General features: G+C 68.3%; 19 protein-coding genes. 10 read left to right on the top strand and 9 right to left on the bottom strand.

Features of this window, described 5'->3' with window-relative positions; genetic code table 11:
- Window positions 1-233 precede the first annotated feature (233 nt).
- The 9 genes from rpmH (at window position 234) to ACFWBB_RS03480 (ending at window position 7139) form a co-directional block, all read left to right on the top strand.
- Window positions 234-371 carry a 50S ribosomal protein L34 gene (gene rpmH, locus ACFWBB_RS03520; protein WP_014047156.1) on the top strand — a complete coding sequence of 46 codons (138 nt, stop codon included), beginning with the start codon at window positions 234-236 and terminating at the stop codon, window positions 369-371.
- Window positions 372-392: 21 nt separating this feature from the next.
- Window positions 393-764: a ribonuclease P protein component gene (rnpA, locus tag ACFWBB_RS03515; RefSeq protein WP_171398266.1), complete on the top strand. Its 372-nt coding sequence runs from the start codon at window positions 393-395 to the stop codon at window positions 762-764.
- A complete protein-coding gene (gene yidD, locus ACFWBB_RS03510) occupies window positions 761-1120 on the top strand; it encodes a membrane protein insertion efficiency factor YidD (protein ID WP_385266366.1) in 360 nt (119 codons plus the stop codon). The genes rnpA and yidD overlap by 4 nt, the downstream gene beginning before the upstream one ends.
- 3 nt (window positions 1121-1123) lie before the next feature.
- Window positions 1124-2410 (top strand): membrane protein insertase YidC, encoded by a 1287-nt coding sequence (gene yidC / locus ACFWBB_RS03505; protein WP_385266363.1) that lies wholly within the window; start codon window positions 1124-1126, stop codon window positions 2408-2410.
- Between the two features lie 15 nt (window positions 2411-2425).
- Complete coding sequence (locus ACFWBB_RS03500) at window positions 2426-2938, top strand: R3H domain-containing nucleic acid-binding protein (RefSeq protein WP_020130649.1); 513 nt, start codon at window positions 2426-2428, stop codon at window positions 2936-2938.
- 118 nt (window positions 2939-3056) lie between these two features.
- Window positions 3057-3773, top strand: a complete 717-nt coding sequence (gene rsmG / locus ACFWBB_RS03495) for a 16S rRNA (guanine(527)-N(7))-methyltransferase RsmG (protein ID WP_385266360.1) — start codon at window positions 3057-3059, stop codon at window positions 3771-3773.
- Window positions 3774-4023: 250 nt separating this feature from the next.
- Window positions 4024-5097: an AAA family ATPase gene (locus ACFWBB_RS03490; protein ID WP_385266444.1), complete on the top strand. Its 1074-nt coding sequence runs from the start codon at window positions 4024-4026 to the stop codon at window positions 5095-5097.
- Window positions 5094-6194 (top strand): ParB/RepB/Spo0J family partition protein, encoded by a 1101-nt coding sequence (locus tag ACFWBB_RS03485; RefSeq protein WP_385266358.1) that lies wholly within the window; start codon window positions 5094-5096, stop codon window positions 6192-6194. Before ACFWBB_RS03490 ends, ACFWBB_RS03485 begins: the two co-directional genes overlap by 4 nt.
- 327 nt (window positions 6195-6521) lie before the next feature.
- The gene (locus tag ACFWBB_RS03480) at window positions 6522-7139 is read left to right on the top strand and encodes a GNAT family N-acetyltransferase (protein ID WP_385266355.1); all 618 of its coding nucleotides are present in this window, start codon (window positions 6522-6524) and stop codon (window positions 7137-7139) included.
- Between the two features lie 89 nt (window positions 7140-7228).
- Here ACFWBB_RS03480 and trxA read toward each other — a convergent pair whose 3' ends face one another.
- From trxA to ACFWBB_RS03445, 7 genes are all read right to left on the bottom strand, one after another.
- Window positions 7229-7561: a thioredoxin gene (gene trxA / locus ACFWBB_RS03475; RefSeq protein WP_385266352.1), complete on the bottom strand. Its 333-nt coding sequence runs from the start codon at window positions 7559-7561 to the stop codon at window positions 7229-7231.
- Window positions 7562-7601: 40 nt separating this feature from the next.
- Window positions 7602-8570 (bottom strand): thioredoxin-disulfide reductase, encoded by a 969-nt coding sequence (gene trxB, locus ACFWBB_RS03470; protein WP_385266349.1) that lies wholly within the window; start codon window positions 8568-8570, stop codon window positions 7602-7604.
- Between the two features lie 187 nt (window positions 8571-8757).
- Entirely contained in the window at window positions 8758-9672 is a 915-nt protein-coding gene (locus ACFWBB_RS03465; protein ID WP_385266346.1) for an anti-sigma factor family protein, read from the bottom strand.
- A complete protein-coding gene (gene sigM / locus ACFWBB_RS03460) occupies window positions 9669-10394 on the bottom strand; it encodes an RNA polymerase sigma factor SigM (protein ID WP_385266343.1) in 726 nt (241 codons plus the stop codon). Before sigM ends, ACFWBB_RS03465 begins: the two co-directional genes overlap by 4 nt.
- A 20-nt stretch (window positions 10395-10414) precedes the next feature.
- A complete protein-coding gene (locus ACFWBB_RS03455) occupies window positions 10415-12103 on the bottom strand; it encodes a protein kinase family protein (RefSeq protein ID WP_385266340.1) in 1689 nt (562 codons plus the stop codon).
- A gap of 138 nt (window positions 12104-12241) precedes the next feature.
- Complete coding sequence (gene murJ / locus ACFWBB_RS03450; protein WP_385266338.1) at window positions 12242-14533, bottom strand: murein biosynthesis integral membrane protein MurJ; 2292 nt, start codon at window positions 14531-14533, stop codon at window positions 12242-12244.
- Between the two features lie 44 nt (window positions 14534-14577).
- The gene (locus ACFWBB_RS03445; protein ID WP_385266335.1) at window positions 14578-17010 is read right to left on the bottom strand and encodes a DUF6049 family protein; all 2433 of its coding nucleotides are present in this window, start codon (window positions 17008-17010) and stop codon (window positions 14578-14580) included.
- A gap of 258 nt (window positions 17011-17268) precedes the next feature.
- Here ACFWBB_RS03445 and ACFWBB_RS03440 point away from each other — a divergent pair, with 258 nt between their 5' ends.
- Window positions 17269-18735, top strand: coding sequence for a CCA tRNA nucleotidyltransferase (locus ACFWBB_RS03440; protein WP_385266332.1), 1467 nt, complete (start codon window positions 17269-17271; stop codon window positions 18733-18735).
- Between the two features lie 110 nt (window positions 18736-18845).
- Here ACFWBB_RS03440 and ACFWBB_RS03435 read toward each other — a convergent pair whose 3' ends face one another.
- Together ACFWBB_RS03435 and ACFWBB_RS03430 are read right to left on the bottom strand one after the other, a co-directional pair.
- Window positions 18846-19364, bottom strand: coding sequence for a hypothetical protein (locus ACFWBB_RS03435; RefSeq protein WP_385266330.1), 519 nt, complete (start codon window positions 19362-19364; stop codon window positions 18846-18848).
- Between the two features lie 128 nt (window positions 19365-19492).
- Window positions 19493-20755 carry an MFS transporter gene (locus ACFWBB_RS03430; protein WP_385266327.1) on the bottom strand — a complete coding sequence of 421 codons (1263 nt, stop codon included), beginning with the start codon at window positions 20753-20755 and terminating at the stop codon, window positions 19493-19495.
- Window positions 20756-20787: the final 32 nt, after the last annotated feature.

The following is a 20787-nucleotide window of genomic DNA, read 5'->3' as shown; positions in this document are numbered from 1 at the left end:
GGCTGTGGATAGTGTCTCCCAGTGACCGCCGGTTTGACCGAATGGCGGAGCCGCGCGTACCGTACCCAGGTCGAGTTGTCGATGGCTGCTGCCGCCTGCCTCCGATGGGCACAGATCACGTCGGTGATCGGGAAGCGGTGCACTCGGGCGTTTAACCGCGAGCTACCTCGTGGGCGCACGGTGACAGCCAGGACGGCACCCCGCCACCACCGATTGATTTCTGGAGCCCCCGAGTGAGCAAGCGCACCTTCCAGCCGAACAACCGTCGTCGCGCCAAGACCCACGGCTTCCGCCTGCGGATGCGCACCCGTGCCGGTCGCGCGATTCTCGCGAACCGCCGCGGCAAGGGTCGCGCCAACCTGTCCGCCTGAGCCTGATCAGGTCATGACGTCGTGCTGCCTACCGAGCATCGGCTGAGGCGGCGCGAGGACTTTGCGGCCGCGGTACGACGGGGTCGTCGGGCTGGCCGCCCGACCCTCGTGGTCCATCTTCGAAGCGGTGCCACGGACCCGCACGCGCCTGGGGAGAGCGCTCCCCCGACGCGTGCGGGTTTCGTCGTGAGCAAAGCCGTGGGCGGCGCTGTCGTGCGCAACAAGGTGAAACGCAGACTGCGTCATCTGATGCGCGACCGGGTCACCCTGTTTCCCCCCGGTAGCCTGGTAGTCGTACGGGCGCTGCCCGGGGCGGGCGACGCCGACCACGCACAGCTGGCCCAAGACCTGGATGCCGCCCTTCAACGGCTACTGGGAGGGGGCGCGCGATGAAGTACCCGCTGCTGGCTCTGATCAAGCTCTACCAGTGGACGATCAGTCCACTGCTCGGGCCGGTGTGCAAGTACTACCCGTCGTGCTCCCATTACGGCTACACGGCCATCGACCGGCACGGCGCGATCAAGGGAACGGCACTTACCGCCTGGCGGATCCTGCGGTGCAATCCGTGGTCGCTCGGTGGCGTGGACCATGTTCCGCCGCGCAAGCGCCCGCGGTGGCACGAAATGTTGCGTGACGCCTGGCGTGCACGCAGGGGCGGGACCTCCGCCGCCGAAGCGGCCACCGAAGAGAATTCGCCTTCTCCTTCGAGCCCGGCCGCAGAGACACCGTCCCATGCCCAAGGAGCATGATTAGTGGACACGATTGCCAGCCTCTTCAGCTTCATCACGACACCTGTCTCCTGGGTCATCGTCCAGTTCCACAAGGTGTACGGGTCCATTTTCGGCCCCGACACCGGGTGGGCCTGGGGCCTGTCCATCGTGTCCCTGGTGATTCTGATCCGAATCTGCCTGATCCCGCTCTTCGTGAAGCAGATCAAGGCGACGCGGGCCATGCAGACGCTGCAGCCCGAGATGAAGAAGATCCAGGAGCGCTACAAGAACGACAAACAGCGTCAGTCCGAAGAGATGATGAAGCTGTACAAGGAGACGGGCACCAACCCGCTCTCCTCGTGCCTTCCCATCCTGGCGCAGTCTCCGTTCTTCTTCGCCCTGTACCACGTGCTCAACGGCATCGCCAACGGTGAAACCATTGGCGTGATCAACGAAAGCCTCCTGGCGAGCGCGCAGAAGGCGCACATCTTCGGTGCCCCGTTGGCCGCGAAGTTCACGGACAGCGCCGCGGACCTGGTGCCGTTCGACGCTTCGCTGACCAACGTCCGCATCGTGACCGCGATCATGATCGTCATGATGTCGGCGTCGCAGTTCTTCACGCAGCGCCAGCTCATGACGAAGAACGTCGACACCTCGGTGAAGACACCGTTCATGCAGCAGCAGAAGATGCTGATGTACGTCTTCCCGGTCATGTTCGCCGTCTTCGGCATCAACTTCCCCGTCGGTGTCCTCGTCTACTGGCTGACCACCAACGTGTGGACCATGGGCCAGCAGATGTACGTGATCCGCAACAACCCGACCCCGGGTTCCAAGGCTCAGGCCGCGTACCTGGAGCGCCTGTACAAGCACGTCACGCACCACGGCAAGACCCGCAGCCGCGGCGAGAAGGCGATCGTCAAGGCCATCGTGGCCAAGGGCCGCGAGCGCAACGACGCGGAGCGCAAGTTCATCAACGGTCTGACCAAGGTGGGCTTTGCCGCCCAGGCCGACGGCACTGTGATCAAGGGCGGCGAGGCCCAGGCCGCGATCCAGGCCGAGGACGGCACGACGACGAGCGCGGCGGCAGCCAAGCGGCAGCAGCCCAAGCGGCAGTCGAAGTCCCAGCGCCAGTCCGCGACCCTGGCGAAGGGCGCCGAAGAGGCCGTCTCGCTGAGCAAGTCCGACGAATCCGAGGACACCAAGCCCTCCGGAGCCGCCGGTACGGCCAAGCAGGCCGCTCCCAAGTCCGGCAGCGGTGGCCGCAGCAAAGCCCAGTCCGGGCAGCGCAAGGGCGGCCCGCAGCGCCCCAAGTCCCCGTCCAAGAAGTAAGAAGGAGCCCATCCCGTGACGGAAGGCACCACCTCCGCTGCCGCCGAGGGTGCAGACACCCTGACCCGCCTGGAGCAGGAGGGTGAGATCGCGGCGGACTACCTCGAGGGTCTGCTGGACATCGCTGATCTCGACGGCGATATCGACATGGACGTCGAGGCCGACCGCGCCTCTGTGTCGATCATCAGCGACGCGGGCACCCGTGACCTGCTGAAGCTGGTCGGCCGGGACGGCGAGGTGCTGGAGGCGCTCCAGGAACTCACGCGCCTGGCCGTGCATCGGGAGACCGGCGACCGCAGCCGGCTGATGCTGGACATCGCGGGCTACCGCGCCCAGAAGCGTGCCGAGCTCTCTGAGCTGGGTGCCAAGGCAGCGGCCGACGCGAAGAACAGCGGTGAGCCGGTGAAGCTGAAGCCGATGACGCCGTTCGAGCGCAAGGTCGTCCACGACGCGGTCAAGGTCGCCGGTCTGCGCAGCGAGTCCGAGGGCGAAGAGCCGCAGCGCTTCGTCGTCGTACTGCCCAACTGATTCGGTACGTACGTGAACCCGGCCCCGTCTGTTGCGCAGGCGGGGCCGATCTTTGTCAGCCCGGTAGTTCTGGTGGTCGGCGCTCGAAGCGCTGATGCGGTACGGAAGGACGGTCCCCGTGACGGAGGCAGCTGAGCTCCCGCCTGCGCCTGAGGTGGCACGAGAGGTATTCGGTGATCGCTTCGGTGACGCGGTCCGATACGCCGAACTTCTGGCCGAGGCAGGCGTCCAGCGTGGGCTCATCGGCCCACGAGAGGTGCCCCGCCTGTGGGAGAGGCATCTGCTGAACTGCGCGGTGCTCTCCGAGGTCGTGCCCGAGGGCGTGACCGTCTGCGACGTCGGCTCGGGGGCCGGCCTGCCTGGCATTCCCCTGGCGCTCGTGCGGGAGGACCTGAAGATCACCCTGCTGGAGCCGCTCCTGCGGCGCACCAACTTCCTCACCGAGGTCGTCGAGCTTCTCGGCCTGGACCATGTCACGGTCGCGCGCGGCCGCGCCGAGGAGGTCATGGGCACCATGCCCCCGGTGCATGTGGTGACCGCCCGCGCCGTGGCGCCTCTGGACCGCCTGGCCACCTGGGGCATTCCGCTGCTGCGTCCCTACGGTGAGATGCTCGCCCTCAAGGGCGACACCGCCGAGGAAGAGCTGAAGAGCGCCTCCACGGCGCTGAGTAAGCTCGGCGCCGTGGGGACCTCGATCCTGCAGGTCGGTGAGGGCGTGGTGGAACCGCTGTCCACGGTGGTGCGGGTCGAGGTGGGGGAGAGCCCGGGTGGCGTGAGATTCGCCGCCAAGCGGGCCAAGGCGGCCCGTACCAGCCGAACCCGCCGACGCCGCTGAGACGTACTCCACACAAGCAGCCAAACCCACGCATCACGGAGTGTCGCGAGGGATCCGGCCAGCGGCGCTGTGCATCGTGTTTCACGTGAAACGTCGCTCTCTGCTCCACGGCATCATCAGCCGCGGCCGCGCCGCAGCCGAACCCCGCGACCGTAAGCCTCTCGGTTCACTCGGTGCGGGGCCGGAGTTGTCCACAGAGGTGGATTTCTCCACAGAACAACAGGCCTCGCTGGTTCATGACCCCGAAGACATGGGAGGCTCTGTTCATTGCGAGCCTGAAGTCGAGGAGAGTGAATCCGTGCGGTCCGACGCCAACATCGCGGGACCGATGACCGATCCGGTCCCCGGTCCCCGTACCGAGTCGTTCGGGGAGGATGTTTCACGTGAAACACCGCCCCCGATGGACGACACTCCGATCGGTCGTGCTGCCCAACTCGCGGTGGAGGCTCTGGGCCGCGCCGGCGAGGGTCTGCCACGCCCTGAGCAGACCCGTGTGATCGTGGTCGCCAACCAGAAGGGTGGAGTGGGCAAGACGACGACGACCGTCAATCTCGCCGCTTCCCTGGCCCTGCACGGTGGCCGAGTTCTGGTGGTCGACCTCGACCCTCAGGGCAACGCGTCCACGGCCCTGGGAATCGACCACCATGCCGAGGTTCCATCCATCTATGACGTGCTGGTCGACAGTCGCCCGCTCTCGGAAGTCGTTCAGCCTGTCCCTGATGTAGAGGGCCTGTTCTGCGCGCCCGCCACGATCGATCTCGCCGGCGCGGAGATCGAGTTGGTGTCCCTGGTGGCACGTGAGAGCCGCCTCCAGCGGGCGATCCAGGCCTACGAGCAGCCGTTGGACTACATTCTCATCGACTGCCCGCCGTCACTCGGCCTGTTGACGGTCAACGCGATGGTGGCCGGTGCCGAGGTCCTCATCCCGATCCAGTGCGAGTACTACGCGCTGGAAGGTCTGGGGCAGTTGCTGCGCAACGTCGACCTGGTGCGCGGACACCTCAATCCCACCCTGCATGTGTCGACCATTCTGCTCACCATGTACGACGGCCGGACGCGCCTCGCGTCACAGGTCGCGGAGGAGGTGCGCACCCACTTCGTGGAGGAGGTGCTGAAGACGAGCATTCCCCGCTCGGTCCGCATCTCCGAGGCACCGAGCTATGGACAGACGGTCCTGACCTACGACCCGGGATCGAGCGGCGCTCTCTCCTACCTCGAGGCAGCACGAGAGCTGGCGCTGAGGGGTGTCGGGGTCAGCTACGACGCGACACACGCCCATATCGGCGCCCAGAACAACGCGAACATGGTGGAGGACATTCAGTGAGTGAGCGACGGAGGGGGTTGGGCCGCGGTCTTGGTGCACTGATCCCTGCTGCCCCGACAGAGAGGACACCGGCGCAGGCCGCCTTGGGAGGCGGAGGATCCACGTCCCCCGCAGCCGTACCGGTGCTGACGACCGACCGGGGGGTAGCTGCGGCAAAGGTGGCCACGCTGCCGCCTGTTTCACGTGAAACAGAGGAGCTGTCGGCGAACGGCTCCGTGGAGATGCCCGCGCCGCCCATCGGAGCGCATTTCGCCGAGATTCCCCTTGATCACATCGCGCCGAACCCGCGTCAGCCCCGTGAGGTCTTCGACGAGGACGCGCTGCACGAGCTCATCACCTCCATCAAGGAGGTGGGCCTGCTTCAGCCGGTCGTCGTACGCCAGCTGGGCCCCGCGCGCTACGAGCTGATCATGGGTGAGCGGCGTTTCCGGGCCTGCCGCGAGGCCGGCCTGGAGGCGATCCCGGCGATCGTCCGGGCCACCGATGACGAGAAGCTTCTCCTGGACGCCCTCCTGGAGAACCTCCACCGGGCCCAGCTGAACCCGCTGGAAGAAGCGGCCGCGTACGACCAGCTGCTCAAGGACTTCAACTGCACGCACGACCAGTTGGCGGACCGCATCGGTCGCTCGCGCCCGCAGGTCTCCAACACGCTGCGTCTGCTCAAGCTCTCGCCGGCGGTCCAACGCAGGGTCGCGGCCGGAGTACTCTCCGCCGGTCATGCCCGGGCACTGCTCTCCGTCGATGACTCGGAGGAGCAGGACCGGCTGGCCCACCGCATCGTGGCTGAGGGACTCTCGGTACGGGCCGTCGAGGAGATCGTGACCCTCATGGGCTCGCGTCCGCAGACGGCTCAGCGAGCGAAGGGACCGAGGGCAGGCGGTCGGGTCTCCCCGGCGCTGACCGACCTGGCGACCCGGCTTTCGGACCGCTTCGAAACCCGGGTGAAAGTCGACCTGGGGCAGAAGAAGGGCAAGATCACCGTCGAGTTCGCCTCCATGGAGGACTTGGAGCGCATCCTCGACTCGCTGGCGCCCGGCGAAGGGCCCGTCCTTCAGAAGGGTCTCGTGGAGGGCGACTCCGAGGAGTCGGACGGCTGAGCCGCGGCTTGGCCGAGGGCATGTCGCCAGAGAGACCAGTGAGCGAGCCGTGTCCGGTGTGTACCGGAACACGGCTCGCTCTTTGCTTTCAGGCAGTATCGATGGAATCGCATCGTGGATACGATGCGGAGGGTTTGTGGCGCATCCACCTGGCAGTACCTCGGAGCGGGAGGCGAGGGCCATGCGAACGATGAGCCGGACGGGACTGGTGAGCGCCGGGTTGGGCCTGGGCGCGGTCGGCGGCTTCGTCGCCGGCCTGCTCAGGGAACGGAGTGCTCTGACAGCCGCTCGCGACGCTGCGAGCGAAGAAAGCGAGGAACAGCCTTCATGGGGCGTCGGCTCGTACCGCTCACGCTGGACAACCTTCAAGACCTTCCCAAGCGCTGTCGGGCGTGTGTCTTCTGGGAGCTGGACCCCGTCAGCGGTGCGGCCGCGGTAAAGGCGGGCACGCCTGCCCTGGAGAAGGAGTCCTGGATCTCCGCCGTCCTGCTGGACTGGGGGTCGTGCGGCCGGGTCGTCTATGTCGACGACGTCCCCGTGGGCTTTGTGCTCTACGCACCGCCCGCCTACGTACCCCGTTCGACGGCGTTCTCCACAAGCCCGGTGTCGCCGGACGCCGTGCAGTTGATGACCGCCTTCATCATGCCGGGCTACCAGGGGCAGGGACTGGGCCGCGTGATGGTCCAGACGGTCGCCAAGGATCTGCTGCGACGCGGCTTCAAGGCGATCGAGGCGTTCGGTGACGCCCGCTGGAAGGAACCGGCCTGTGTGCTCCCGGCCGACCATCTGCTGGCAGTGGGCTTCAAGACGGTCCGCCCCCACCCCGCTCATCCTCGACTGAGGCTGGAGCTGCGCACCACGCTCTCCTGGAAGGAAGACGTGGAGATGGCGCTGGACCGGTTGCTGGGGGCGGTCCAGAAGGAGCCGGCACTGCGACCGCTCTAGACGTGGCAAAGCGTATGGGCCAGCCCTCTCGGACTGGCCCATACGTGTTTCACGTGAAACATCAGCCGTCGGCACGACGGCTCAGTACGTCACTCGGAGATGAAGGTCTCCAGATCGCGGACGAGCGCGGCCTTCGGCTTGGCGCCGACGATGGTCTTGGCGACCTCGCCACCCTGGTACACGTTCAGAGTCGGGATCGACATGACGCCGTACTTGGCGGCCGTATTCGGGTTCTCGTCGATGTTGAGCTTGACGACCTCGATCTTGTCGCCGTGCTCGGCGGCGATGGCCTCGAGCGAGGGGGCGATCTGGCGGCAGGGGCCGCACCACGCCGCCCAGAAGTCCACGAGGACGGGCTTGTCACTCTTGAGGACGACCTCTTCGAAGTCGGCGTCGGTCACATTCTTCAGGGTGCCGGCCACAGGGGGCTCCTTAATTCTCTGTGCGGTGGGCGGGAGAGGGTCAGACGGAGGTCTTCTCGGGCTCGGCCTGCTCCTCGTCCGCGAGGGCGGCGAGGTAGCGCTCGGCGTCGAGAGCGGAGGAGCAGCCGGTACCGGCCGCGGTGATCGCCTGACGGTAGGTGTGGTCGACCACGTCGCCGGCGGCGAAGACACCGGTCACGTTCGTCCGGGTGGAGGGCGCGGCGACCTTCAGGTAGCCCTCCTCGTCGAGGTCGAGCTGACCCTTGAAGAGCTCGGTGCGCGGGTCGTGGCCGATCGCGATGAACAGGCCCGTCACCGGGAGGTCCGACAGTTCACCCGTCTTGAGGTTGCGCAGCTTCAGGCCGGCCAGCTTCGGATCACCCTCGATCTCGGCGACCTCGCTGTCCCAGACGAACTTGATCTTCGGGTCGGCGAAGGCGCGCTCCTGCATCGCCTTGGAGGCGCGCAGGGTGTCCCGGCGGTGGACGATCGTCACGGACTTGGCGAAGCGCGAGAGGAAGGTCGCTTCCTCCATCGCGGTGTCGCCGCCGCCGATCACGGCGATGTCCTGGTCCTTGAAGAAGAAGCCGTCACACGTGGCGCACCAGGAGACACCGCGGCCGGAGAGGGCGTCCTCGTTCGGCAGGCCGAGCTTGCGGTGCTGGGAGCCCGTGGTCACGATGACGGCCTTGGCCCGGTGGACGGTGCCTGCGGTGTCCGTGACGGTCTTGATCTCGCCCGTTAGGTCGACGGAGACGATGTCGTCGGGGATCAGTTCGGCACCGAAGCGCTCGGCCTGGGCACGCATGTTGTCCATGAGCTCGGGGCCCATGATGCCGTCCTGGAAGCCGGGGAAGTTCTCCACCTCGGTGGTGTTCATCAGTGCGCCGCCCGCGGTGACGGCGCCTTCGAACACGAGCGGCTTCAGCGAAGCGCGTGCGGTGTACAGCGCCGCGGTGTAGCCGGCGGGCCCGGAGCCGATGATGATCACGTTACGGACGTCGCTCACGGCTTGGTTCCTCGTCTCTGGGGACTGCATCGGTAGAGCGGTGGGAGCTACTTGGACTCTCACCCCACCCAACGGATCCTAAGGGGCGTGCATTCCCACTGTGTCCGGGCACACGGAACAGGCACGGGCGCCGTGGCAGGGATGCCAGGGGGACACCAGGTGGAAGCCAGACGGAGGCGACGGCCAGTCAGCGACGCGTGTAGGAGTTCTGCAGCAAAACCTTGGCCGGGCTCGAGGCCGACTGCTCTACGCAGGTCTTGTCCATGAGGTAGGCGTCGATCCGGGTGCTGTCGGATGCGTCCGGCAGCACGACGAGCAGGGCATCCGTTCCCTGGTATGTGCCGTCCTCTGTGGCGAGGGCCGCGTCGCTGCGGCCGATGCCCTCCTGTACACAGGGGGGAACCGTGGGGGGCTGCAGCAGGATCTTGGGTGAGGCGGCACCGGGTGATGCCGTGTCGGATTCTCCTTGCATGTTCAGGCTGTGCGGGGAACGGGAGCCCTCGGCCTTGGCGAGAAGATCGGTGACCTGGCCTTCCAGTCTGCTCACGGAGAAGGTGTCCGGACCGGTGGACCGGTGCGCCGAACTGCCCGGTGCCCCGCCGCCCGTGAGTGATGACACCAGGACGGAACCGAGTCCCAGCGCTGCGGCTGTGAGCACCGCACCGAGGACAGCGACCCTGCGGCGCCCGCTGCGTTTGCGGTCCTTGCGACCCGGGCCGGTGGTGGTGGGGCGGGCGCGCCCGGCGGGACGGTCCGTCGCCGTCGTGGTTTCACGTGAAACATGAAGTGCGTCGGCATCGGACGTGACACCGGTCGTCTGCGAAACGCGGGCGTCCTCCGGAGCCGTGGCGTTCAGCAGCGCCTCGGCGGCGAGTGCGGCATCGATGCGGTGGGCGACATCGTCCGGCATGCGCGACGGGCTGGGGAGAGTGCCCAGCAGGCCGCGGATCTCCGCGAGTGACGCATGGACGTCCGCGCAGAGTTCGCAGGTGTCCAGATGCCGGCGCACGTCGGCGCTCCGGGAGGGATCGAGCAGGCCCTCGGTGAGGTCGGAGATCTCCGTGACGTCCGGGTGTCCGGTCGTGTCCGTCGTCGAGGTCACGCTCGCCCACCTCCGCCCTTCACAGCAGCTGAATCGCCTGTCCCGGCGTTGCCCGGCCCCTCGTCCCGAGGTTCCGCTGTCGGTGGGACGGATGTCCCCTGCGCCCGGTTCCGTCCTGTGCCGTTTTCTCTGTCGCCGCCCATACCGGCCGGCCGCAGATGGGTGAGAAGCGGCAGGAGTCTGGCTCTGCCCCGGGCGCAGCGGCTCTTCACGGTGCCGGTCGGCACGTCGAGCATGCGGGCGGCCTCGGCGACCGGGTACCCCTGCATGTCCACGAGGACGAGGGCGGCCCGCTGGTCGGGTGGGAGAGTGCCGAGCGCTTCGAGGAGCTGGCGGTGCAGATCGTTGCGTTCGGCGGGGGCGGACGCCGACTCGTGCGGCTCGAGCAGCTGCTCCAGTCGCTCGGTGTCGTCGACCGGTGAGGTCTTTCGGGAAGCCGCTTTGCGGGCGCGGTCCAGGCAGGCGTTCACCGTGATGCGGTGCAGCCAGGTCGTGACGGCGGACTGGCCCCGGAAGGTGTGGGCGGCCCGGTAGGCGGACACCAGCGCGTCCTGGACGGCGTCAGCGGCCTCTTCGCGGTCGCCCAGCGTGCGCAGAGCGACCGCCCAGAGCCGGTCGCGGTGCCGCCGGACCAGCTCACCGAAGGCGTCGGGATCGCCTTCTACGTGGCGAGTGAGGAGGTCCTGGTCGCTCGCTCCGTCATACCCGGCGCCTTCCGCCATCGGACCCCCTCCCCCCGCCCTCAGCTGGTCACTTTGATATCCGCCACGCGACCACGATAGGTACCTTCTTCGGTCAGCGGCAGTTGGGTCAGCCAGACCAGAACGTAGCGGGTCATGACGGACTTCGTCGGCTTGAGCGTCACGCTCGTGCCGGAGCCCTCGGCAACCTTCGTGTAGGCGTCCAAAGACGTGGGCTTGGAGCCCGCGTCGCTGGAGGCGGCACGGAGTTCGACCGAGGTCTTCCCCATGAAGGTAACGGTCACCTTCCCGACCTGCTGAGCTTTGCCGAGATCGAGGATGATGCCGAGGCCCGGCTTCAGGTTTCCGAAGTCGGGACCCGCGTAGAAGTCCGTCTGCCAGTACGTCGAGGTGCTGCTGTCGTATGCCTTCTTTATGTCAGCGGGCTTCTCGGACCCGTCCCCGTCGGGGTCGAAGTCCCAGCCCTCGGTAATGGTGATCGGTTTGCTGGCGGGCTTGGTCGGGGCTTTCCCGCCGTCGTCCGTCGTCTGTGTCTCGTTCGTTTCGTCGGACTTGTTCCGGTCCATGAGGGCGTCCGCGAGCTGCCAGCTGCCCAGGCCCAGCGCGGCGATGAGGAGGGCGGAGACCGCCCACTTCAGGGCCTTGCCGGTGCGGCTCTGCAGCGGGGGCGGTGGCGTGGGCACGACCTGGGTGACGCCGGGGTGCGGCGCGGGACGGCCGTAGGTGCCCTGCTGGTACGTCGTGCGCTGGTACTCGGGCGGGGCGGTGAACGTGGGCTCCGGCGGGCGGATGCGGGGCATCTCGCCGATCGCCTTCACCAGCTCCTCCGGTGTCGTGCAGGCGGCCTCGTGCCGGGAGGCGGTCGCGCCGTCGTTGACGAGGGCACGCATGGTCAGCTCGGACAGACCCCGGTGGACACCGGCCCGCACCTGGTCGGGGGCGATCAGTCCGATGTCCTTGGGCAGCCCGGACAGGCCGTAGGCGTCGTTCTCGTACGGCCAGCGCTGGGTGAGCGCCGCGTACAGCAGGGCGCCGATCGCCTCGGTGTCGGTGCGCTGAGGAGTGTCGGTGGTGATGCCGCGCAGGGCGGCGTTCACCGCGAGGCCGCGGATGCGCCACTGGCCCGAGGAGGTCCGCAGAACCGCGTTGGGATTCAGACGGAGATGCGCCAGGCCTTCGCGGTGGGCGGCGGCCATGGCGGAGGCGATCTGACTCACCATCTGGTAGGCGTCGTGCGGCTCCAGCGGGCCGGCCGCGAGCAACGTGGTCAGCTCGGTGGCGTCGGGCAGCCATTCATGGACGACGTAGACGAGGTCGTTCTCCTCGACGGCGTCCAGTACTTGGACGAATCGGGGATCCCCGAGCAGGGCTGAGGAGCGGGCCGCCGCCAGCACCGAACGGGCCCGTGTGTGATCCGCGGGCAGGATGTGGACGCCCACGGCACGCCGGAGTTTCTCGTCGACCGCACGCCAACTGCTGAAACCGTCCAGACGGGTGACGCACTCTTCGAGGCGGTAGCGTCTGGCGAGCTTGTGACCGCTGTGCAGTTCCGGCGCCGAGGCCTTCCCGGGACGCTCCGCCCCGCCACTCCCCTGTGCCTCGTCGCTGTCCGTGTCCTGCTCCTGGTTCTTGACCACCCCGTCGGCCGTGGACTGGTCCGCTTGTGCGGTCAGCGGCTTGTCACCGCTGTGGCCTGCCACGTCGACGGCAGCTGTGCTCCGTTCCGCCACCGTCGTTCCCGCCTCCCCATTCAATGCGCGCCGCCCGACCTCGTGCGCGCCGTACGACGCCGAACCCAATTGTGCCCACAGTCCGCCGCTATGCACGACACGCGGCGGTGGACGATGGTTGTGCGCCTACCCCTTGTATCAGCGCCCCAGGCGTCCGCGGACCATGCCGACGAGCGAGTTGAGCTCCTCGATGCGCATGCGGCGGGCGGCGACGAAGAAGATGGCGAACAACAGGGCCCCGCCGGCCAGCAGCGCGGCGAAAGAACCGAGGACGCCCTGGCCCAGGCTGTGGCCGATGCCGTAGCAGGCCGCGCCGCTGATGAGGACGGCCGGGACGGAGGCGATGCACAGCCGGGCGTAGGTCCGCAGGACATGGGAGCCGTCCAGGTCGCCGCCGAGCCGCTTGCGCAGCCTGTTCCAGGCGACGCCGACGCCGATCGCGTACGCCAGGCCGTAGGAGGCCGCCATGCCGACCACGGCCCAGCGGGCGGGCAGGACGAAGTAACAGAGTGCCGAGGCGCTCGCGTTGACCGCGGCCACGATGACGGTGTTGTAGAAGGGGGTCCGGGTGTCCTCGTAGGCGTAGAAGGCGCGCAGGACGACGTACTGGACGGAGTAGGGGATCAGACCGAGGCCGAAGGCCATCAGCATGAAGCCCATGTTCGTGGCCTCGCTGGTGCCGGAGGAACCGAAGATCAGCGTGCACATCGGGATACCGAGGGCGAGGAAGCCGAAGGCGATCGGGACGATCGCGACGGCCGTGGTGCGCAGGCCCTGAGAGATGTCGTCACGGACGGCGCCGCCGTCGCCCTCGGCCGCCGAGCGGGAGATGCGGGGCAGCAGGGCGGCCATCAGGGAGACGGTGATGATGGCCTGCGGCAGACCCCAGATCAGCTGGGCGTTGGCATAGGCGGAGAAGCCGGTGCCGTCGACCGGTGAGTCCTTGCCCGCCGAGGTGGACAGCTGGGTGACGACGAGCGCGCCGGCCTGGTTGGCCAGGACGAACAGGACGGTCCACTTGGCGAGGGTCGCCGCCTTGCCGAGGCCGTGCCCCCTCCAGTCGAAGCGCAGCCGCGGCCGGAACCCGGTCTCGCGCAGATACGGGATCATGGCGAGGGCCTGTACGACGAGGCCGAGCAGGACCCCGATGCCGAGGAGCCGCTCGCCCTGCGGCGGGATGGTCGTGACCTTCATACCGGAGTCGGCGGCGGTGCCGTAGACCCAGATGAACATGCCGAGGGTCACGATGATGACGATGTTGTTGAGGACCGGCGTCCACATCATCGCGCCGAACTTCCCGCGCGCGTTGAGGATCTGGCCCATCACCACGTGGACGCCCATGAAGAAGATCGAGGGCAGGAAGTAGCGGACGAAGGTGATGCCGACCTCGTTGGCCGCCGGGTCGCTGGCGACCGAGTCGGACAGGAGGCGGATCAGGACGGGCGCCGCGGCGATCGCGGCGACCGTGAGCAGGCCGAGCGCCACCATGACCAGGGTGAGCAGACGGTTGGCGAATGCCTCACCGCCGTCCTCGTCCTCCTTCATGGCCCGCACGAGCTGCGGCACGAAGACCGAGTTGAGGCCGCCGCCGACGGTCAGGATGTAGATCATCGTGGGCAGCTGGTAGGCGACCTGGAAGGTGTCGCCGAGCAGGCCGACGCCCAGCGCCGAGACGATCAGCGCGGAGCGGACGAATCCGGTGAGGCGGGAGACCATCGTGCCCGCCGCCATCACGGCGCTCGACTTCAGCAGGCCCGCGGCGCGTCCGCCCTTCTTGGCGGCAGGAACGGCAGCCGGGGCAGGGGGCGCGGCCGGCGTGGCGGTGAGGTTCATGGTCTGGTCCGTCGCGGGCGACGGCGTCACCGGAGGCTCGTACGCCGGAACCTGGTACGCCGGTACCGCTCCCTGCCCGCCGGGGGCGGACGCGGGGCCGGGTACGGACGGGGGCTCCGCGGAGCGGGCACCGCTCTGCTGCTGGTCCCGGAAGAGGTGGGCGAAGGCGTCGGGCTGGTGCTGCTCCTCGCCGGAGTGCGTCATCAGATCGTCCACGCCCACGAACTGGGTCGTACGGGGATCGTCCCCGTACGGCAGGTACTGAGTGGGCCCCTCCGGCTCGGGCGCCGGGGTCTGGGCCCACATGCGCGGGTCGGGGGCGTACGGGGACTGCGGCGGCCGGCCGTACAGCGGCTGCTGCGGCTGCTGGATGTCCGGGGGCGGCGGAGGGTGCGCGGCACGGTCGTAGAGCGCCTCGGCGACCGGATCCTGCGCGGTGAGGTCCTGGGACCGGTAGGGGTCCTGGTCGTAGGCGTCCTGGAGGTACATGTCCGCCGGGTGCTGCGGCGGCACCTGGCCATGCTCGGGCGGCGGGCCCTCGGGGTTGCCCGAGCGGCCCGCGGCCTGGCCGCGGTCACCGTCGTACGGCGCGTTCATGGTTACCCCACCTCATCGTCCCGGGCCCACCGGCCACGACATCCTCAACGGTCAACTCTCTCACCCGTGCCGGACGGGTCGGCGCTTTCCTCTGCGGTGTCCGGGGTCTCGTCACTCGGCTGCTCCGGGTCGGCTGCCCCGGCTGGGGCGCCGGACTCTTTCTCGGGACGGTTCTCGGTGCGCTCGGCCTTCTCCGGGCCGTCGGCGTGCCCGCCCGCCTCGTCGGCGCCGTCCTCGCCGTCCTCAGCGGGTTCGCCGTCCTCTGCGGGTTCCTCGGTCTCTTCGGCTTCTCGGGCCGCAGCGCGCTTGCGCTGGGTGTACATGCGGAAGCCGGCCAGCACGAGCAGGAGGACACCGCCGCCGATGACCAGCATCACCGTGGCTGTGATCTCGGTGACCCGCACGTCGAAGGCGACCTCGTTGCCGTACTTCTGGCCGTCCTCGGTGTACAGCTGGGCGATCACCCTCGTCTGGCCGTTGACGTTGGCGGACGTGGTGAACTTCACCGTCGTGGTGTGCCCGCCGGAGACCGTGACCTGCTGCTCGGAGTAGGCATCTTCGGAGAACTCGAGACGGGTCGGGTTTGTCGAGGTGAGTCGCAGGACCAGGTGGTCGACGCCCTGCACCAGGTTGTTCTGGACGGTCACCGGGATCGTGGCGCTTCGCCCGGAGAGTTTGGTCTCCGACTTGTCGATCAGCTTGACCTGGCCGGTGAGGGTGTCCAGATAGGCCTGCACGCTCTGGCGGAACGAACTCGCGGCGGTGTTCCGGCCCCGCCACGTCGTGGACATCTCACGGTTCATGGCCCGCCCGAAGGGTGTCACCACCCGGGCCTCGTTGGCGAGGATCACCTTGAAGTTGTCGAGCCTGTCCTGCGTGTGGGCGATCTGCTCGAAGGCCGACCGGGGCAGCTCCTGCTTGCGCAGCGACGAGGGGTACGCCGACCTCGACGGCACCTTCGTGGTGGCGCCCGGGTCGGGCTTGGCCTTGGCGGCCGCCGCGAGCTGCTGGGACTGCGACCAGGTACCGCCCTGGAGCATCGTGACGGCCTGCGCCAGCGACCGGGCCTGGACCGCGGTCGGCATGCGCTGCGGGGCGACGACGACACTGCGCTGCTTGCCGGTCTGCTGGTTCAGGGACAGGCTCTGCGCGAGGAACTCCTGCACGGCGAGCGTGGACGTGGAGGCCTTCGTCAGATCGCCCTCGAAGGCCGTCGACAGCCGCGCGTCCGCGACCACCGCCGTGGTGCCGCCGCCGATGGGCCGGGCCGCGGAGGGGGTGTAGGTGAGATCGCCGGTCTCCGCCAGGCTGTCACCGCGCGCGATCACCTTGTGGGCGCCGGCCGAGGTGGCCACCTTGACGATCGACGGGTCGACGGCGCCGTTCACCGGCCAGGCGAAGTCGGTGCTCGGTGTCACGTGGAGCACGGTCTGCACGGTGGTGGCGGCCACGTCGGTGGCCTCCTTGAGCTGGCTGAGCGAACCGGCGACACCGGTGCCGTTGTGGGCGAGCGAGGCCAGGTCGGGATCCGCGAAGGGCAGCGCGACGACTTCCTTGCCGAGCACCGCGTCCTGCAGATCGTCGAGCCACTGCTTGGCGATCGCCTGGTGGGTGCCGGCCGTGGTGGTGTCGCCGTCGCCCCGGATCCGGTAGCTGCCGGTCATGGCGTCGACGGACGCCAGCAGGTCCGGGTCGATCACCCAGGTGACGTCGAGCTCCTTGCCCAGGCTCAGGAGCTGGTCCAGCCGGCCGCCGGGAGCGAGCTCCTTGGCCAGGTCGTCGTTGAGGAACACCGGCGTCTGCTGCGCGTTCGAACCAGTCTCCGCCGTCATGTGGACGGTGGACACCAGCGGCCACAGCACCGTCGTCCTGGTCGGGGTGTCCACCTCCTCGGGCTGCCACGGCAGGAAGGTCCGCTGGACGCCCAGCACCTGTTGCCATGGCTGCGCGGACGTCTCGCCCGAGAGGGAGACACCGAGCGGGTAGACCCCGTCATCGCCCAGGTCGAGTTTGTCGACCGGGACGGAGATGCTGAAGTGCTCCGCCACACCCGGTGTGAGCTTGGCGAAGGCGGCGACGTATTTGCCGCCCACCTCCGAGCCGTCGTCGCCGGGGAGGGAGTCCGCGTGCTTGGCGGCCCTGTCGATCGCCGAGCGGGTGGTGAGCGCGGAACCCACCCGCAGACCCACGTGGGCGCCGGTGACCGCCTGTTTGCCGTTGTTGGTGACCGTGCCGGAGACGGTCAGGGTGTCCCCGTCGGTGGGGGCGCCGGGGCTGAGTGAGTCGACGGCCACGGCCACGGTGCCCGCGTCGGAGGCGTCCTTGGCGGAGGCTGGGCCGGCTGCCTGCGCGGAGGCGGCGGGCAGCTGGACGAGACCGGCCAGCAGGGGCACCCCGGCGAGCAGTGCGCCGGTGCGCCGCAGCCACCGGCGGGCAGGTGAGGGAGTCATCCCCGGAAAGTCTGCCGCCTCGGCCACGCGTTCGCCCGTCCCTCGTCGTCGTCAGTGGTCGTCGGAATGTGCGTCCACGCATCGTAACGATGCGCGCCGAGGGGAAGTGCCGCGGACCGCTCCACAAGATCGTGGAAGGCGATCGGATGTTCCTCTATGTACGTGTATAAGGAGTACTGCTCCTGTAGGTGGCAAAAGGATGCTCTGAGCTGCTTTCGGCGCAGATGGCATCGCGCCTCAAATCGGGGCGCCCCCGGTCGGTCGGGCCACGTACCCTCTTCTGTTGTGCCGAACGCCAACGAAGACAATCTCAGTGTCCTGAGCCAGGTGCAGCACCGCGCGGTCAGTGAACTGCTGCGGGTCGCCCCTGTCGCCGACGACCTCGCCCGCCGTTTCCAGGAGGCCGGGTTCTCTCTCGCCCTGGTCGGCGGCTCGGTCCGGGACGCGCTGCTCGGCCGGCTCGGCAACGACCTGGACTTCACGACGGACGCCCGGCCCGAAGACGTTCTGAAGATCGTCCGGCCCTGGGCGGACGCCGTGTGGGAGGTCGGGATCGCCTTCGGTACCGTCGGGGTCCAGAAGGACGCCCGGGTCGGAGATGTCGATCGATGCTTCCAGATCGAGGTGACCACCTACCGTTCGGAGGCGTACGACCGGACCTCGCGCAAGCCCGAGGTGTCGTACGGCGACTCCATCGAGCAGGACCTCGTCCGGCGTGACTTCACCGTGAACGCCATGGCTGTGGCGCTTCCCGAGAATGTGTTCATCGACCCGCACGGGGGCCTCGAGGACCTTGCGTCTCGCGTGCTGCGCACCCCGGGTACGCCGGAGGAGTCCTTCTCGGACGATCCACTGCGCATGATGCGTGCTGCCCGCTTCGCCGCCCAGCTCGACTTCGAGGTCGACTCCGAGGTCGTCGCGGCGATGAAGGAGATGGCGGGCCGTATCGAGATCGTCTCGGCCGAGCGGGTACGGGACGAGCTGAACAAGCTGATCCTGTCCGCGCACCCGCGCAAGGGACTGGCGCTGTTGGTCGACACCGGCATCGCCGACCATGTGCTGCCCGAGCTGCCCGCCCTGCGGCTGGAGAGCGATGAGCACCACCGGCACAAGGACGTCTACGAGCACACGCTGATCGTCCTCGAGCAGGCGATCGCCCTGGAGAAGGACGGCCCGGACCTCACCCTGCGGCTCGCCGCGCTGCTGCACGACATCGGCAAGCCGCGTACCCGTCGCTTCGAGAACGACGGCCGGGTCTCGTTCCACCACCACGAGGTGGTCGGAGCGAAGATGACGAAGAAGCGGATGACGGCTCTCAAGTACTCCAACGAGCTGGTGAAGGACGTCTCCCGGCTGGTCGAACTCCACCTGCGCTTCCACGGGTACGGCACGGGCGACTGGACGGACTCCGCGGTGCGGCGCTACGTGCGTGACGCGGGACCGCTCCTCGATCGCCTCCACGCGCTGACCCGCTCTGACTGCACGACGCGTAACAAGCGCAGGGCGGCCGCGCTCTCACGGGCGTACGACGGGCTGGAGGAGCGCATCGCCCAGCTGAAGGAGCGGGAGCAGTTGGACGCCATCCGCCCCGACCTCGACGGCAACCAGATCATGGAGATCCTGGGCGTCGGTCCCGGACCCGCCATCGGTATGGCGTACAAGCACCTGCTCGAACTGCGCCTGGAGAACGGGCCGATGGAGTACGACGCGGCGGTGACAGCGCTCAAGGAGTGGTGGACGGAGCAGGGCTGAGTCCCTGAAGCAGGTCATGTTTCACGTGAAACATGACCTCCGGCAACGCGGCAGGCGCACATGCGAAGGGGCGGTGTTTCACGTGAAACACCGCCCCGTCTGCAACTGCCCTACTTCTTCGCGTAGTCCTTCAGGCAGAGCAGGAAGTTGCTGCCGTCACCGCTCTCGGTGTACGAGTACTGGAAGTCCTTGGCCTGCTCTTCGCACTTGCTGTCGGCCGTCAGCTGCGTGTAGGTGCCCTTGACCTTCGCCAGCACGATGAACTGTGCCTGCGAGGAGTCGCACTTGACGACCTCGAGGTCGGGGTCGTCGTCGTCGCTGTTGCCGCGGTGCATGCAGTCGCCGACAGCCGCCGTCTTGGCGTCGTCGCGGCTCGCTATGTAGCCGCCGATGCCCACACCGATGACGGCGAGAACGATGACGATGTTCTTGATCAGCTTGAAGCTGACCTTGCGGCGGGGCTGCTCCGGCGGAACCGCGCCGTAGGGGGCGGTCGGGTAGCCGGGCTGGCCGGGCTGCTGGGGGTATCCACCCTGCGGCGGGTAGGGCGCCTGGCCCTGGGGCTGGCCGTAGGGCTGCTGGCCCTGCTGCGCGTACGGGTTCTGGCCCTGGGGCGGCGGAGTCGACACTTGGAGTTCCCCCTAGAAAACGTTAGACGTGTGGCGCGAAATCACTCGCGAAGTAAGACGCACGTAAGTTACCGGCCCCCACTGACAACCCTGTACCCGAGGAGGAGTCTGTGTCATTGATGTGACACTTACCGTTGCTCAAAGCGGGCCATAGCGGCAGCAACTGCTCCGTAAATAACGGCGACCGTGACCACCAATGCGCCGGAACGCCCGTCAGGCGGCAGCATCAGGGCTGCGACGGCGGCGGCACCGACGAAGGCGACGTTGAACAGGACGTCGTAGAGAGAGAAGATCCGGCCGCGGAAGCCGTCCTCCACGGACGACTGGACAATGGTGTCGGTGGCGATCTTCGAGCCCTGAGTGACCAGCCCCAGCACGAACGCCGCGGCGAACGTGGTCACTTGCCTGAACGGGAGCATCAGGGCGAGCACCAGGACCGCCGCGGCCGCGGAGCAGGCGACGATCCAGCGGACCGGACCCAGCCGTCCCGCAGCCGACGGCGTGACCACCGCCGCGACGAAGAAGCCCACGCCGGAGACCCCCACGGCCAGCCCCAGCAGGGCCAGTCCGTCCTCCGGGTCGGTCGACCAGGCGTACCGGCACAGCATCAACACCATGACGGTCAGGGCGCCGTAGGAGAACCGCATCAGTGAGATCGCGCCGAGTGCCCGGGCAGCCTCCCTGCGCTTCGGCTCGGCCAGGTGAAGCAGGCCTCCAAAAAGGCCTCGGGCGGTGCCCCTGAGGGCGCTCGTCAGCCGGGGACGGACCAGATCGGGGTCGGGCCCGAGCAGATCCGCGGCCATGGTCAGGGAGACGAGCGCGGCGCACAGGTACAGCACGCATCCCAGCAGCACCACCGCCGCGTCGGAGTCGGCAACCACCAGCCGGACGACGAACGCGAGACCGCCTCCCGCGACCGCGGCCAGCGTTCCGGCGGTAGGCGAGAGGGAGTTGGCCATCACCAGGCGCTCACCGTCGACAACGCGTGGCAGAGCCGCGGAAAGGCCGGCGAGGACGAAACGGTTGACCGCGGTGACGCACAGGGCGGAGACGTAGAACAGCCGGTCGGGAACGTGACTGATCATCAGGACGGCTGTCGCGGACGCCAGCAGGGCGCGCAGCAGATTGCCGTAGAGGAGGACCTGCCGACGGCGCCAGCGGTCCAGCAGGACGCCGGCGAAGGGGCCCACCAGAGAGTAGGGCAGCAGCAGGACCGCCATGGCTGAGGCGATCGCGCCGGCCGAGGTCTGTTTCTCCGGAGAGAACACGACATAGGTGGCGAGCGCGACCTGGTAGACGCCGTCCGCGCACTGCGAGAGCAGCCGCACCGCGAGCAGCCGCCGGAAGTTCCCGAAGCGCAGCAGGACGCGCAGATCACGGACGACGGCCATGGGGCACAGCCTCACATACGGGGAGGGTCCCC

It is taken from the genome of Streptomyces sp. NPDC060000, assembly GCF_042737375.1.
Taxonomy (GTDB): Bacteria; Actinomycetota; Actinomycetes; order Streptomycetales; family Streptomycetaceae; genus Streptomyces.
Note: the sequence above shows the minus strand (reverse complement) of the source record. Positions and strands in the feature narration are given on the sequence as shown.

What these genes read in the sequence shown, in the direction of transcription:
- murJ (WP_385266338.1), bottom strand. Translation starts at nt 14,533, where the DNA reads ATGAACGCGCCGTACGACGGTGACCGCGGCCAGGCCGCGGGCCGCTCG.
- ACFWBB_RS03480 (WP_385266355.1), top strand. Translation starts at nt 6,522, where the DNA reads ATGGGGCGTCGGCTCGTACCGCTCACGCTGGACAACCTTCAAGACCTT.
- ACFWBB_RS03430 (WP_385266327.1), bottom strand. Translation starts at nt 20,755, where the DNA reads ATGGCCGTCGTCCGTGATCTGCGCGTCCTGCTGCGCTTCGGGAACTTC.
- sigM (WP_385266343.1), bottom strand. Translation starts at nt 10,394, where the DNA reads ATGGCGGAAGGCGCCGGGTATGACGGAGCGAGCGACCAGGACCTCCTC.
- yidD (WP_385266366.1), top strand. Translation starts at nt 761, where the DNA reads ATGAAGTACCCGCTGCTGGCTCTGATCAAGCTCTACCAGTGGACGATC.
- ACFWBB_RS03490 (WP_385266444.1), top strand. Translation starts at nt 4,024, where the DNA reads ATGGGAGGCTCTGTTCATTGCGAGCCTGAAGTCGAGGAGAGTGAATCC.